This is a genomic window from Chromatium okenii, from assembly GCF_002958735.1.
Taxonomy (GTDB): Bacteria; Pseudomonadota; Gammaproteobacteria; order Chromatiales; family Chromatiaceae; genus Chromatium; species Chromatium okenii_A.
Genome location: NZ_PPGH01000018.1, coordinates 226,990 through 241,970, shown reverse-complemented (window position 1 = coordinate 241,970; position 14,981 = coordinate 226,990). Strand labels below are relative to the sequence as shown.

The following is a 14,981-nucleotide window of genomic DNA, read 5'->3' as shown; positions in this document are numbered from 1 at the left end:
TAGAGAAATGGCGAGTCAACCTTACCTTTTACGCAAATCAAGTCCTAAAAAAAAGTTTTTAGCAATTCCTCGCGTTTCATCTCGGCGTCAATACATTCCCATTTTATTTTTACAACCAAACATTATTCCGCATGAAAAAGTTTTAATGATTCCTGATGTTGGTTTATACGAATTTGGTGTTAACCAGTGCGTTGCATAATGCGTGGATGCGCACCGTTGCTGGTCGTTTAGGAGGCAGTTACAGCTATTCCCCAAATGTCTATCAGTTATTTCCTTGGATAACTGTCAGCGCAGCACATCAATCAATAATTAAACAAGCTGCCAAAGCGGTACTTAACGCACGAGATCAATCTGTTGCGCTGGATGCTAATAATACGTTAGCGACGCTTTATGATCCAGATTTAATGCCAAAAATTTTACGCGCAGCGCATACCAAACTCGATAAAGCAGTAGATACTGCTTATTGCTATCAAGGCAGCAATGAAGACAGCGAACGGGTTAGTTTTTTATTCAAGCTCTATGAAAGTAGGCGTTAAGAGACGCCGATGATGCAGCCACAAGACTTAATCAACATTAAAGCTGTTGAATGTATGGGAAAGCTGCATGATCAATTAAAAGCGATTGGTTATTAGGGCATCCGCTGGAAGTGTATTTAGTACGGCTATTGTTTTGTTTATTTGCAGAAGATACCGGTATTTTTGCAAAGCGCCAATTTCAGAAGTTTTTGAAAACAAAACGCGCAGCGACGGCAGTGATTTAGCGGCACAAATCAGTCAGTTATTTCATGTGCTCAATACACCGTTGGCGCAGCGATTAACCAATTTAGACGAAGAACTTGCCGCATTTCCATATATCAACGGCAAATTATTTGCTGAATTGTTACCACCTGCGAGTTTTGATCGCACGATGCGCGAGACGTTATTGAGTGTTTGCGCATTGGATTGGAGTCGAATTAGTCCGGCGATCTTTGGCAGTATTTTTCAAAGCATTATGATGAAACAGAACGACGCAATCTGGGAGCGCATTACACCAGTGAGGAGAATATCTTAAAGTTAATTAAGCCGCTGTTTTTAGATGCGTTATGGACAGAATTTCATAAATTGGGCAACAATAAAGCCAAGCTCAACGCTTTTCATCATCGCTTGGCGCAATTGACTTTTTTTGATCCCGCCTGTGGCTGCGGTAATTTTCTAGTGATTGCTTATCGAGAATTGCGGCAATTAGAGTTAGCAATTCTCGAAAAGGTGCATAAAAAGGCGCAATTATTAGAAATCGACACGTTGATAAAGTTAGATGTCAATCAATGTTATGGCATTGAATTGGAGGAATTCCCAGCACAAATTGCTCAAGTTGCGTTATGGTTGACTGATCATCAAATGAATCAACAAGTGAGCGCCATGTTTGGCGTTTATTTTGTGCGCATTCCGTTGAAAACATCGGCAACTATCGTTCACGCGAATGCCTTACAAATAGATTGGCGCAACGTGTGTCCTCATGCCAGTTTTATTATGGCAATCCGCCTTTTATTGGCAAAAATTTTCGCAATTTACAACAAAATGCAGATTTAGCAAAAGTGTTTACACATACACCACATTTGCCAGCCGTTAAATTATACAAAAGTCTTGATTTCGTGTGCGCATGGCATTACACCGCAACTGCATATATGAAAACCCATCCGGCAACGCAAACAGCGTTCGTGAGTACTAATAGCATCGTGCAAGGTGAACAGATCGCTATTTTATGGCAGCCGTTATTAGATGCCGGAGTGTGTATTAACTTTGCACATCGCACATTTAGCTGGTCAAATGAGGCTAAAAACAATGCTGCTGTGCATGTAGTGATTATTGGTTTTGCTCTATTTTCTGTGCCACCAAAAACGCTGTTTATTTACGCAGATATTAAAGGAAAACCCCAAGCATTATCAGCAACCAATATCAGTCCTTATTTATTCGATGCGCCTAATGTGATAGTAAATGCACGAAAAAAACCGCTGTGTTTAGCGGCACCTATAATGACAAGAGGCAGTCAAGCGACAGACGGCGGTTATTTATTACTTAACCAACAAGAAAAAGATGATTTAGTCAAGAGCGAACCACAAGCAGAACAGTATATTCAACCATTTTCAATGGGTGATGAATTTATCAACAACATTCCACGTTACTGTTTATGGCTTGTTGATTGTTTACCTAATGAACTGAAAAAATGCCAGAAGTGTTGAAGCGTATTGAAGCTGTTAAATCTGTGCGACTAGCAAGTAGTAAAGCTGCAACAAAAGAATGGGCTAATAAGCCAATGCTTTTTACAGAAATACGTCAACCAACTCAAGGGCATTATTTAGCTTTACCGCGTGTTTCTTCTGAACATCGTCAATATGTACCTGTTGGGTTTTTGCCTTATACGCATATTGTCGGTGATAAGTTGCAAATTATTCCAGATGCTACAGTTTATCATTTTGGCGTGATGACCAGTATTATGCACAATGCTTGGATGCGTACTATTTGTGGAAGATTAGGTGGTAGCTATAGTTATTCTGCAAAAATTGTTTACAACAACTTTCCTTGGCCAACACCAACTCCCAAACAAACTGCCATTATTGAAACTGCTGCTCAAGCGGTGTTGAATGCTCGCGCCCAGTTTCCCAATGCGTCATTAGCAGATTTATACGATCCACGCACGATGCCGCTTATTTTAACAAAAGCGCATATTAAATTAGATCAAGCAGTAGATACTGCTTATTGCTATCAAGGCAGCAATGAAGACAGCGAACGGGTTACTTTTTTATTTAAGTTATATCAAAGTCAGTGTTGAGAATTATCAAATGATAAATACGCGACGCGGTGAACAACTGGGCTGGAAGTTTGGCTGGCTAGGTAGTTTTATTTGGGTTGCAGTCTTGTCTGGCGTATTTTTCTGGCAAGGAAAATGGTTAGAAAGCGCATCTGGTGTATTATTAAGCATCACGGCAATTGCAGCGATTCACAAATTTGCGCCGTGGCATTATCCAACACAACCCTACTGGAAATTAATGCTTGCACCTTATAGCTTAATGGGCGCATCTATTGTGTGGGCGATATGGGTATTTGGTGGAATAACGGCAAATGATTTTAATGCGTGGTCATTACTCAGTTTATTGCCACTACTCATTCCGTTTGGAACACTATCGCGGCGAACATGGGTGGATGGCGAACCGCCGTCTCATTTAATAAAATAACGATTTTTTGGAATAAATATCATGTCAATAGAGCTATCCACCCTGACCGCCGTCTCACCCGTAGATGGTCGCTATTCCGCTAGAACCGCAGCACTTCGCCCCATTTTCAGTGAATACGGATTAATTCGATACCGTTTTAGTGGAAATTCGTTGGTTGCAAACTCTCGCGCAACATCCAGAAATCGCTGAAGTGCCAGCGTTTTCTAATGAAGCAATTCAATTCTCAATACGATTGCTACAGATTTTAGTGTTGCTGATGCGCAGCGGATTAAAGACATTGAACGCACTACCAATCACGATGTAAAAGCGGTTGAGTATTTTCTAAAGGAACGCATTACAGGCAATAGCGAATTATCTGCGGTCAGTGAATTTATTCATTTCGCGTGTACGTCTGAAGATATTAATAATCTTGCACACGGTTTAATGATTAAAGCTGGACGAGAACAGGTGTTATTACCTGAATTCGATCAATTGATTACGGCAATTCGTGAATTGGCGCATCGCTATGCCGAGCAGCCGATGTTGTCACGCACGCATGGTCAGCCAGCGACACCAACCACACTTGGTAAGGAAATGGCTAATGTTGTCAAGCGGTTACGCACTCAGCGGGCGCGAATTGCGGAGGTTGTTCTGCGGCAAAATCAATGGCGCAGTCGGCAATTACAATGCGCATCGCGTGGCTTATCCGCATGTCGATTGGCCGACGCTGGCGCGTGAGTTTGTTGAGGCGCTGGGGCTGACGTGGAATCCGTACACGACGCAGATCGAACCGCATGATTATATGGCTGAATTGTTTGATGCCGTCGTGCGCAGTAACAATATCTTGAGTGATTTTTGCCGCGATATTTGGGGTTATATTTCAATCGGTTATTTCAAACAGCGCCCAGTGGCGGGCGAAGTGGGTTCGTCCACTATGCCGCACAAAATCAATCCCATTGATTTTGAAAATGCTGAGGGAAATCTAGGACTTGCCAACGCAATTTTGGAACATCTGGCGGGTAAATTGACTATTTCACGCTGGCAGCGCGATCTCACGGATTCGACCGTGTTGCGCAATCTTGGCGTGGGTCTTGCACACACCAGTATTGCAGTGCAATCGGCGCTGAAAGGCATCGGCAAATTGGAGGCTGATCCGGTGCGTCTGGCAGCGGATTTAGACGCAAACTGGGAGGTGCTGGCTGAACCGATTCAGACCGTGATGCGGCGTTACGGCATCGCCGAACCGTATGAAAAATTGAAGGAATTAACCCGAGGACAACGCATCAGTGCGGAGGCGCTCGCTCGTTTTGTGGACAGTTTGGCATTGCCGGAACAGGTCAAAACCGAATTGCGCACGTTGACACCAGCAAGCTATCTCGGCGATGCAGCACGGCTGGCACGGGAAATTTAAACGCACACACGAAGGAGGTCGGTCACGCGCTAACGTGATCGACTAGACCATCAGCCACTCGGGGGGTGCGGCTTATTGGACACTGCCGCGCCGGTATTGAAATCTAATAACACCGGCGCGGATTAACGACATTAATTCAGAAATTATTGGCGGCGTTTTCTATCGCATCCGCACAATTGAATGAATTGCTGTCGGCGATAGTTTTGAATCGAGGATTATTTCAACTGCCGTCTTCAGCGTTGATTTTCACACGACGCTGTTCAACCGAATAGATATCAACTCCGGGCAGCAAATCTTGTTTACCGCGACTTCTCACTGAAACGATGTCTTGCGCTGGAATGCCTTTGCTGACCATATATTGCTGCACACTTTCAGCGCGACGTTGACCGAGCTGATAATTGTATTCATCAGAGCCTTTCGCATCAGTGTAACCGGTTAAAGAAATGCGCTCATGTGCCGGAGTTTCCTTGACCTGATCAATGTAATTATCAAGCCGCTGCAATTCGCTGTCTTTAGCGATGTTGTTCATGTGATATTTATCGAAATCAAAATGCAAACGCACCGTGAATTCTTTGGGTACTGCGGCAACTGGCGCAGATTCAACACAGGGTGATAATTCACTCGAGCCGTGTAAACTCTGCCAGCATTCGTCGTATTTAGTAGTCCAACCAGAAGCTTCAGGTTTTGCTGACCAAAAATGTTCATTGTTATAAGCATCGCTGGCATGTGCAGCGAGTGGTGCAGCAATTGCCAGCGCAATTGCCAGCGGAATGGAAGTAAATGAAGTGCGCATGTTGTATTTCCTATTCAGGTGGTGGGATTGGAATTGGGAACCGTTGCTCATTGACATCACAATACTGCGTTGACATTTAGCCGCAGTAAAAAACAATAATATCATCGCGTTATTGATCTTGGCGCTAAAACTGTCTTCCACAAATGGGAAATGATGCGCCAAAATGATGGGCGTATTTGTATGACTGCACCGTGGAACACAGACATTTTAGCCCACAATTGGAACAAAAGAACAACTTTTTTCTCTATTTGCGTCATATTTACCACGACTGCAACTTTAATCACGATATTGGCTGTGATCGATTCCACAAAATGAATTGCAGTTGAAACGCTTTACTCCACACCAAATTGTGTCCCTTTTACCACAGCGCCTACTGTTGCGAATCTGCGGATGCGCAGCGGTGGGCATTATTTTGACCATCAATGTTGTCTCATCGCGCTTGGATCGCTCCTCATGAAACCACCTTTGCACATTCCACCAGTCAAACTTTCCGCCACGCGCACACCACGATATTCACCGCCCGCACCGCTGCGCTGGCTGCGACCACTGCTGTTAGGTTTATTGAGTTTGGTGGTGCTGGCGCTGTCTTGGACATGGTGGGGCGACAACGCTCAAGACCAACTTCCGAAAGCCCAGCGTCAATTACGCAGCGCGGTTCAAGATCAATTCAAACAATGGTTTCCGCAGCCAGTCGCGCCGCCAACTTACGATTGGTACGGTTTGGAATTGCGCATTCGTGCGACTGCATCGAAATTGCCGCGTTTGGTTGTAATACACGGTTTAGACGAACCCGGCAGTATTTGGCATGACCTGTTTCCATTTCTCGACGCTGCTGGTTTTGAAGTGTGGGAATTTCGTTATCCGCACGATCAAAGCATCGAACGCACTGCGCAGGATTTAGCCGAACGCTGGCGAGAATTTCCGACCAATCGCCCCGCGATTTTGATTGGGCATGATGTCGGTGGATTGGTAATCCGCGATTTTGTGACGCGCTGGCGACATCCAGTTAATTCGCCAGCTCGGGTAGATGGTGCCGCAGTACGCGGGGCAATTTTGGTGGGAACGCCGAATCAGGGTAGCGAATGGACACGCTTGCGCGTGTGGCTGGAGTTGCGCGATCAATTTTTAACCAAAGAAGATCAACGGTTTGCACTTTATGCTGCACTGCGGGATGGCTGTGACACGCCAGCGATTGATTTGCAACCCAACAGCGGCTCGCTGACTGCGTTAAATACGCTGCCTTGGTCAAATATGGTTTCTATTCAACTGCTTGGTGGCGTGTTATCGGGACCAACGCCCAGCATGTCAGACAGTATCGCAGCGTTGACAAAGGCATCATCGGCGGAATTACAGGCACTGCTGATGGCATGGTGGTCAAATCTCGGCGTTAATCTTGGCGACGGCGTGGTCACGCTGGATGCGCTCAAACTTCCCAATGCGCCAGCGCCACTGCAAGTTGCTGGGTCGCATCGTGGCATGTTGACGCGCTTGCTGCCGACCGACCCAGAACCGCCAGCAATTGCACTGATTTTGCAGACATTGACGGCGTGGAACACTGCGCCAGCAGCGATTAAACCGCCACTGCAATAATTATTGTTGCTTTTTAACGAGTTACAGAAATCACGCAGCCGCACAGCTGCGTGATTGAAATGTGGGATTTATTTCGGGTGATGCGGAGCTGGCGAACTGAGCGGAGCCATGTGCAGCAACCAAGCTGGTTGTGGGTGCGGCGTTGGTGCAGTGACAACTGGTGCAGCAGGTTCTACCGCAGGTGCAGTTTCAGCCGCAGGCGCAGCTTCAACCGCTGGCGCAGCAACTTCTGCCGCAGGCGCAGCTTCAGTCGCTGGCGCAGCAGATTCTGCCACAGGTGCAGCTTCAACCGCTGGCGCAACAGCTTCTGCCGCAGGTGCAGTTTCAACCGCTGGCGCAGCAGCTTCTGCCGCAGGCGCAGTTTCAGCCGCTGGCGCAGCAGCTTCTGCCGCAGGCGCAGTTTCAACCGCTGGTGCAGCAGGTTTTGCCGCAGGCGCAGTTTCAACCGCTGGTGCAGCAGCTTCTGCCGCAGGCGCAGTTTCAACCGCTGGTGCAGCAGGTTCTGCCGCAGGCGCAGTTTCAACTACTGGTGCAACAGCCACCGGTGGAGCCACCGGTTGATTTACTGTTACTGCACCAACTCGCGCCAAATTAGTCGCAAGCTGTTCGGCGGTCATCGGTGTTGGCGCTCCCACCAGCATTCCGGTCGAGATGGCATGTGACACGCCCATAATTGCCAGCACAATCACGCCGCCAATAATTGCTTTGGTGCTGTCAATGTTGCTTAACGGGCTAGATTTAGTTTCAGTCATTAGATTGATCCTTTACAGATTTAGAACACGAAATTTGACAAACAATGCCTAACTAGGCTGCCTGAATGGACGCATCGGATCAAGAGAGAATCAACCGGGTCAACTTGGAGTGTTGCGTATTTGCAAAAAACCGCCATTTTCGCAAGTGCAGCAATTTTCATTGATCTTAATCATGTTGCAGTTGCATCATAACCAAACGTACAGCGAGCAGTTCGGCGACGCTTTGGGCGTTTGATGGAGTGGCTCGCATTTTTTCACCACCTAGAGAACGCAAACGATGACCGATTATGTCCGCTGGCTCAAAGACTTAGGAATGGAAGATGTGCCCGTCGTGGGCGGCAAAAACGCCTCGCTCGGTGAGATGATTCAAAACCTCACCGATCTCGGCGTCCAGGTGCCGGGCGGATTCGCCACCACCGCCGATGCCTACCGCGAATTTCTCGCGCACGAAGGCTTGGATGAGCGGATTCAAACCATTCTCGACACGCTGGATGTTGATGACGTTGCTGCGCTCGCTGAAGCTGGCCCGCGCATTCGCGGCTGGGTGTTGGAGCAACCGTTCCCGACTGCGCTGGAAACTGCAATTGATACCGCGTATGCCCAATTGACTGCCGCAGCCGGCAGCGAAGTCTCGTGGGCGGTGCGCTCGTCAGCGACGGCGGAAGATTTGCCGGATGCGTCCTTTGCTGGTCAGCAAGAAACCTTTTTGAATGTCAAAGGTTTGGATCACATCAAACATCGCATCAAAGAAGTGTTCGCCTCGCTATTCAACGACCGCGCCATTTCTTACCGCGTTCACCAAGGTTTTGAGCATCGCAACGTCGCGCTGTCCGCTGGCATTCAGCGCATGGTGCGCAGCGATTTAGCGGCATCTGGCGTGATGTTCACGCTCGACACCGAGTCCGGTTTCCGCGACGCCGTATTCATCACCGCCAGCTACGGTTTGGGCGAAATGGTCGTGCAAGGCGCGGTCAATCCCGATGAATTTTATGTGCATAAACCGACACTTGCTGCCGGTCGCCCCGCGATTTTGCGCCGCACCGTCGGCGATAAAGCGATTCGGATGGTGTACGCCGAAGCTGGCGCTGCCAGCCCAGTGCGCACCGAGCCAGTGCCGGAAGAGATGCGCCCGTTGTTCAGCATCAGCGATGCCGAAGTGGAGGAATTGGCGAAGCAGGCGATGCAAATCGAGCAGCATTACGGTCGTCCGATGGACATCGAATGGGCGAAAGATGGCATGGACGGCAAAATTTACGTCGTGCAGGCGCGGCCTGAGACGGTGCAAAGTCGCTCCGGCAACATCATCGAGCGTTACATCCTGCGCGAAAAAGCGCCGATTTTGACCAGCGGACGCAGCATCGGCAGTCGCATTGGCGCGGGCGTGGCGCGGGTGGTGGAAAGCATCGCCGATATGAATCGCGTCCAGCCCGGCGATGTGCTGATTACCGATATGACCGATCCCGATTGGGAGCCGATTATGAAACGGGCGGCAGCGATTGTGACCAATCGTGGGGGAAGAACCTGCCATGCCGCAATTATTGCGCGTGAATTGGGTGTTCCGGCAGTAGTTGGCTGCAATAACGCCACTGAGATTGTGAAAGAAGGGCAATTGGTGACGGTCAGTTGTGCCGAAGGTGACACCGGTTATATTTACGATGGCAAGTTGGAATTCGATTACAAAACCATCGAATTAACGGCGATGCCAGATATTCCAGTTAAAATTATGATGAATGTCGGCAATCCAGATCGCGCTTTTGCGTTTTCTGCGACACCGAATGCGGGCGTGGGCTTGGCGCGGCTGGAATTCATCATCAATAACATGATCGGTATTCATCCCAAGGCGCTGCTTGAATTCGATCAATTGCCAGCGGAATTACAAGCACAGATCACGCCGCGTATTGCTGCGTATTCCAGCCCGCGTGAGTTTTACATTGCCAAGTTGGCAGAAGGAATTTCGACGCTGGCAGCGGCTTTTTCACCCAATACCGTGATCGTGCGGATGTCGGATTTCAAATCGAATGAATACGCCAATTTGATTGGCGGCAAGCGGTATGAACCGGAAGAAGAAAATCCAATGATCGGCTTCCGTGGCGCTGGACGTTATATCGCCGACAACTTCAAAGCCTGCTTTGAATTGGAATGCGAGGCACTCAAGCGGGTGCGCAATGACATGGGATTAACCAATGTCGAGATTATGATTCCATTCGTGCGGACGCTGGCACAAGCGAAGGCAGTTGTTGCAGCATTGGCAGCGCAGGGATTGGAACGCGGCAAAGATGGACTGCGGTTAATTATGATGTGCGAATTGCCATCCAATGCCGTGTTAGCCGATGAGTTTTTGGAGTATTTCGACGGCTTCTCAATTGGTTCCAATGATATGACGCAGCTCACGCTGGGATTAGATCGGGATTCCAGTTTGGTCGCAGAGAGCTTTGATGAGCGCGATCCGGCAGTGAAAAAGATGTTGTCAATGGCAATTACTGCGTGCCGTGCTCAGGGCAAATATGTGGGTATTTGCGGGCAGGGACCATCCGATCATAAAGATTTTGCGGATTGGTTATTGAAGCAGGGCATTAGCAGCATTTCACTCAATCCTGATACCGTGATTGATACTTGGATTTACTTGGCCGAACAAGCTAAAACGCTGTAATTTTTGACCGATTAAAAAATCCCGCCTTTTTTAACTAAAAGGCGGGATTTTTATTAACGATAAACGGCCATTTTCAATTCCTTCCCAAATCAGAACCCCGAGCGGTGGCACGCTGATTTGACTCCCGTCCAATATCCTCAAATAGTGGTTTTAATCCAATGCGACCATCAAATGGTAGCGCAGCGCCTAAAGCTATCCGTGGAATCGCCGACGCATTGGTAAACAATGAACAAACATGATTTTCGAGTGACACCTCGAAATTCACGCGAATCCGGCACACTTTTTCACACGCAACCGCCAAATTACGGCTAAGTTGCGATGACAAGCAGGCGACCCTGATAATGCGCCAATTTTGCCGCATCTCAGCGGCGACACTGAAACACAAGGCGAATCACACATGAAGATTGGTATTCCACGAGAAACACGGCTCGGTGAAACGCGAGTTGCTTCCACGCCCGACGTGGTTAAAAAGCTGATTAGCAAAGGCTTTACGCTTAATGTTGAAGCTGGCGCGGGAATCAGCGCCGGTTATCCCGACACCGATTATAGTCAAGCTGGTGCACAGTTGACCGACCGTGCTGGCGCGTATGACGTTGATTTATTGTTGAAAGTGCGGCGACCAGATGCGGATGATGTCGCAGCGATGCGTTCCGGTGGGCTGTTGATCGCTCTGCTGGAAACTTGCGGCGCAGATGATATTTTGTCGGAAATGTTAAATAAAAACATGCGTGTCCTCGGCATGGAGCGGATGCCGCGTACCTCGCGGGCGCAGTCGATGGATGCGCTGTCGTCGCAAAGCAATCTCGCTGGGTATCGGGCGACATTGGAAGCTGCGGCGCGATATGGGCGCTTTTTTCCGATGATGATGACTTCCGCCGGGTCGTCAAAACCGGCGCGAGTCGTCGTGCTGGGCGCTGGCGTGGCTGGGTTACAGGCGATTGCGACGGCGCGGCGGCTCGGTGCGGACGTTCATGCCTATGATGTGCGCCCCGAAACTCAAGAGCAGATTCGCTCGCTGGGCGCGAAACCGATCGTGCTTGATCTGGGCGAAAGTGGCGCGGGCGAGGGCGGTTATGCGCGTGAATTGTCAGCAGAAGCCAAAGCAATTCAACAGATTGCGCTCGGCGACGAGTTGGCAAAAGCGCACGTCATTATTACTACTGCGCTGATTCCGTGTCGGCCTGCGCCAGTGTTGGTGACGGCAGAAGTTGTAGAGCGAATGCGCCCCGGCTCGGTGATTGTTGATTTGGCGGCGGCAAATGGCGGTAATTGCCCGCTCACGATCGCAGATGAAATCGTTCAACATCAGGGTGTTACCATCGTTGGTATTACCAATTTCCCAGCGTTAATTCCGGCAGATGCCAGCGCATTTTATGCCCGCAATTTATTCAATCTCATTGAGATTATGTTTGAATTCAGCGCCGCACCACCGCAATTAAAAGACCTCGATGCAGATGACATCACCGCTGCGATGCTCATTAAAAAATAACTCTCGCATCTTCATCATCTTCACTGCCACTTTATCACTGATTTAGGATTTCCAAATGCCCGAAACTCTCGATCCTTCAATTATTGCGTTATACGTTTTTGTTCTCGCGTGTTTTATTGGTTATTGGGTGGTATGGGGTGTCACGCCATCATTGCACACACCACTAGTTGCATTAACCAACGCTATTTCGGGCATCGTCTTAATTGGCGCATTACTTGTGGCTGGTGATCCGAATGCTGGGTTATTGATTCAGTTCATTGGTTTTATCGCCGTATTGCTGGCGTCAATCAATGTGTTCGGTGGCTTTTTGGTCACGCACCGAATGCTGTCAATGTTTAAGAAAAAGAAATAAGGACAATCTGCAATGGAATTCACTGTCAATCATCAAGCACTGGCGTATTTAATTGCTGCGGTGCTATTTATTTTGGGCTTAAAAGGCTTAACGCATCCGTCAACTGCGCGGCGTGGTAATGTTTACGCCATGTTTGGAATGTTGCTTGCAATTGCAGCAACGCTATTGGGACGCGATGTTCAATCCTACGGTTTTATTATTGCCGGTATTGCTGGCGGTGCAGTGATTGGCATTATCGTCGCACTGCGCATTCAAATGACCGCCATGCCGCAATTGGTCGCAGCACTGCATAGCTTTGTGGGTTTAGCTGCGGTATTGGTTGGTATTGGAACTTTTTTACACAAGCAGGAAGCTGGCTTACTCAATGCGGTATTGATGGGCGAGATTTCCGCTGGCGTTGTGATTGGTGCAATTACCTTCACTGGTTCAATCATTGCGTTTGGTAAATTGCAGGGTTTATTAAGTGGAGCACCAGTTAAATTTGCGGGTCAGCATCTATTAAACGCCGTACTTGCATTAGCAACCATCGCGCTGGCAGTACATTTTGCCATGAGTGGCAGTTTATTGGCATTGATATTAATGACGTTATTGGCATTAACGCTTGGCATCACGCTTATTATTCCGATTGGTGGCGCAGATATGCCGGTGATTATTTCAATGCTTAACAGCTATTCAGGCTGGGCAGCAGCAGCCACTGGTTTTACTCTGCATAATGATTTATTGATTATTGTCGGCGCATTGGTGGGCTGCTCTGGCGCAATTCTCTCATTCATTATGTGCAAAGCCATGAACCGCTCCATTATTAATGTTGTCTTTGGTGGTTTTGGATCGGATAGCGGAACAGGTGATAACGCTGGTGCACAGGCCGCAGAAAAAGGGGTTAAATCCGCTGCAATTGAAGATGCAGTCTATTGGATGGAAGACGCTAATCGCGTGATTATTGTGCCGGGTTATGGCATGGCAGTCGCACAAGCGCAGCATTCATTAAAAGAGTTAATGGAGCTGTTAGAAGCGCGAGGTGTTGAAGTCAAATTTGCCATTCATCCCGTTGCCGGACGAATGCCCGGACACATGAATGTATTGCTTGCTGAAGCAGATATTCCGTATGACCGCGTATTAGAAATGGATGAAATCAATCCTGAATTTCCGAGCACTGATGTAGTGTTAGTTGTTGGTGCAAATGATGTCGTCAATCCGGCAGCTAAAGAAGATAAAAGCAGTCCCATTTACGGAATGCCAATTCTGGAAGCTGGTCGCGCTCGCCAAGTTTATTTCCTGAAGCGGTCAATGCGTCCGGGCTATTCTGGTGTTGATAACCTACTGTTTTATCAAGACAACACCTCGCTGGTGTTCGGTGATGCAAAAGATACCATTGATGGTATGAATAGCGCATTGAAAGGCAGTGGACACTAAGGTTTAGACGATGTTGTTATCGCTCCCCACTTGGTTTATTCATCTTTTTACAGTCACCGAGTGGGGCGCAGCAATTGGGTTGTTTTGGCATTATGGAACATTGATTCAACGGCGGGAATTACATGTTTTTGCAGTGTGCATGATGCCGCATTTAATTGGTGGGTTGTTGATTTTGCTATTTCATCTCAGCGGAGATACGCAACGAGTTTTACTCGATTTAGCGCGACTAATGACATTTTGCGGCAGCCTGCTGTTATTATTCGCAACTTTAACGATGGTGCTCAATCAATCGAGCCGTTGGCTTTGGCGTAGTGTTCCAATAGGGTTAATGGTTGGTGTGCTGGTGTTAATTTTAGACAACCACAGCACGATTTTATTGCAGGCAGCGAATTTGTGTTATCTGTTATTTTTATTAACGTTGCTGCTAGTTTATCGCAGCGATCAGCAGCTTTTTTCACTGCTTACGATTGCCGGTTTTTGGTTTCTGCTGGTATTCGTTGCGGCGACAATTTTTAGTATCCATATCGCAACAACGATTCAGGGTTTGCCCAGTTTATCTCACAACGATTTTTTACATGGGTTAAGTGAAAGTTTACTATCTTTAAGTAATTTATTGATTGCAACTGGTGTAGTGTTGCGCATTAGAACACACGGCAAAAATTAGGCGTCAATAACACAGTTGAATCGTGTTATGTTATTGGTCAAATGAGTACCAATAAACCATTCGATGATCGTCATCACATAGGTAAAGCATGGATAATTTTCGAGGTACAACAATTCTTTCAGTGCGGCGCGGTACTCAGGTAGTCATTGGTGGCGATGGTCAGGTTTCACTCGGATCAACCATAATGAAAGGCAATGCCCGCAAAGTGCGCCGTTTGTATCGGGGACAGGTATTGGCTGGCTTTGCTGGAGCAACTGCCGATGCGTTCACTCTCTTTGAACGATTCGAGGGTAAATTAGAAAAACATCAGGGACATCTCACGCGAGCAGCAGTGGAATTGGCAAAAGATTGGCGCACTGATCGTATGTTGCGACGATTAGAGGCGCTATTGTGTATTGCGGATGCCAGCACCTCGCTCATGATTTCCGGCACTGGTGATGTGATTGAACCTGAACATGATTTAATGGCAATTGGTTCTGGTGGTCCCTTTGCGCAAGCAGCAGCGCGAGCATTATTAGAAAATACCGATTTGAGCGCCCGTGAAATTGTCGAAAAAGGTCTGCATCTTGCCGCTGATATTTGCATTTATACCAATCACAATTTAGTGATTGAAGAATTGGAAGTAGCAATTTGAATGGCAGTGCTGATGCGCTCCATTAAGAATTTTCTGTTCGCCT

General features: G+C 47.8%; 12 protein-coding genes and 4 pseudogenes. 14 read left to right on the top strand and 2 right to left on the bottom strand.

All coding sequences use genetic code 11. The features are described from left to right. Positions 1 to 7: 7 nt before the first annotated feature. The 7 genes and pseudogenes from CXB77_RS23535 to purB form a co-directional block, all read left to right on the top strand. Positions 8 to 221: pseudogene (locus CXB77_RS23535) on the top strand (type IIL restriction-modification enzyme MmeI); the annotation flags it as partial. After that, a complete protein-coding gene (locus tag CXB77_RS21080; protein ID WP_431520702.1) occupies positions 207 to 536 on the top strand; it encodes a type IIL restriction-modification enzyme MmeI in 330 nt (109 codons plus the stop codon). The pseudogene CXB77_RS23535 and the gene CXB77_RS21080, both read left to right, overlap by 15 nt. 110 nt (positions 537 to 646) lie before the next feature. Then, positions 647 to 1,050 (top strand): annotated as a pseudogene (locus tag CXB77_RS04170) (type IIL restriction-modification enzyme MmeI). A 50-nt stretch (positions 1,051 to 1,100) separates the two neighbouring features. Then, positions 1,101 to 2,508: pseudogene (locus CXB77_RS24390) on the top strand (DNA methyltransferase); the annotation flags it as partial. After that, complete coding sequence (locus tag CXB77_RS24385; RefSeq protein WP_431520701.1) at positions 2,488 to 2,808, top strand: type IIL restriction-modification enzyme MmeI; 321 nt, start codon at positions 2,488 to 2,490, stop codon at positions 2,806 to 2,808. The pseudogene CXB77_RS24390 and the gene CXB77_RS24385, both read left to right, overlap by 21 nt. A 10-nt stretch (positions 2,809 to 2,818) precedes the next feature. Next, the gene (locus CXB77_RS04150) at positions 2,819 to 3,211 is read left to right on the top strand and encodes a hypothetical protein (RefSeq protein WP_105072895.1); all 393 of its coding nucleotides are present in this window, start codon (positions 2,819 to 2,821) and stop codon (positions 3,209 to 3,211) included. A gap of 27 nt (positions 3,212 to 3,238) precedes the next feature. Further along, positions 3,239 to 4,601: pseudogene (gene purB / locus CXB77_RS04145) on the top strand (adenylosuccinate lyase). Between the two features lie 220 nt (positions 4,602 to 4,821). Here purB and CXB77_RS04140 read toward each other — a convergent pair. Beyond that, complete coding sequence (locus CXB77_RS04140; RefSeq protein WP_105072968.1) at positions 4,822 to 5,394, bottom strand: OmpA family protein; 573 nt, start codon at positions 5,392 to 5,394, stop codon at positions 4,822 to 4,824. A gap of 453 nt (positions 5,395 to 5,847) precedes the next feature. On the opposite strand from CXB77_RS04140, the gene CXB77_RS04135 reads away from it, so the two are divergent. Continuing rightward, the gene (locus CXB77_RS04135; protein WP_242445417.1) at positions 5,848 to 6,984 is read left to right on the top strand and encodes an esterase/lipase family protein; all 1,137 of its coding nucleotides are present in this window, start codon (positions 5,848 to 5,850) and stop codon (positions 6,982 to 6,984) included. A gap of 68 nt (positions 6,985 to 7,052) precedes the next feature. Here CXB77_RS04135 and CXB77_RS20215 read toward each other — a convergent pair whose 3' ends face one another. Beyond that, positions 7,053 to 7,736 carry a hypothetical protein gene (locus CXB77_RS20215; protein ID WP_197710988.1) on the bottom strand — a complete coding sequence of 228 codons (684 nt, stop codon included), beginning with the start codon at positions 7,734 to 7,736 and terminating at the stop codon, positions 7,053 to 7,055. A gap of 277 nt (positions 7,737 to 8,013) precedes the next feature. Between CXB77_RS20215 and ppsA the strand changes: the two genes are divergently transcribed. The 6 genes from ppsA (at position 8,014) to hslV (ending at position 14,938) form a co-directional block, all read left to right on the top strand. Then, positions 8,014 to 10,386, top strand: coding sequence for a phosphoenolpyruvate synthase (gene ppsA / locus CXB77_RS04125; protein ID WP_105072894.1), 2,373 nt, complete (start codon positions 8,014 to 8,016; stop codon positions 10,384 to 10,386). 397 nt (positions 10,387 to 10,783) lie between these two features. Next, positions 10,784 to 11,875, top strand: coding sequence for a Re/Si-specific NAD(P)(+) transhydrogenase subunit alpha (locus CXB77_RS04115; RefSeq protein WP_105072966.1), 1,092 nt, complete (start codon positions 10,784 to 10,786; stop codon positions 11,873 to 11,875). Positions 11,876 to 11,930: 55 nt separating this feature from the next. Continuing rightward, a complete protein-coding gene (locus CXB77_RS04110) occupies positions 11,931 to 12,227 on the top strand; it encodes a proton-translocating transhydrogenase family protein (protein ID WP_105072892.1) in 297 nt (98 codons plus the stop codon). 12 nt (positions 12,228 to 12,239) lie between these two features. Next, on the top strand, positions 12,240 to 13,640 hold the full coding sequence (locus CXB77_RS04105) for an NAD(P)(+) transhydrogenase (Re/Si-specific) subunit beta (RefSeq protein WP_105072891.1): 1,401 nt from the start codon (positions 12,240 to 12,242) through the stop codon (positions 13,638 to 13,640). A gap of 10 nt (positions 13,641 to 13,650) precedes the next feature. Then, the gene (locus CXB77_RS04100) at positions 13,651 to 14,304 is read left to right on the top strand and encodes a DUF2499 domain-containing protein (RefSeq protein WP_105072890.1); all 654 of its coding nucleotides are present in this window, start codon (positions 13,651 to 13,653) and stop codon (positions 14,302 to 14,304) included. Positions 14,305 to 14,392: 88 nt separating this feature from the next. After that, entirely contained in the window at positions 14,393 to 14,938 is a 546-nt protein-coding gene (gene hslV, locus CXB77_RS04095) for an ATP-dependent protease subunit HslV (protein ID WP_105072889.1), read from the top strand. The last annotated feature ends 43 nt before the right edge of the window (positions 14,939 to 14,981 follow it).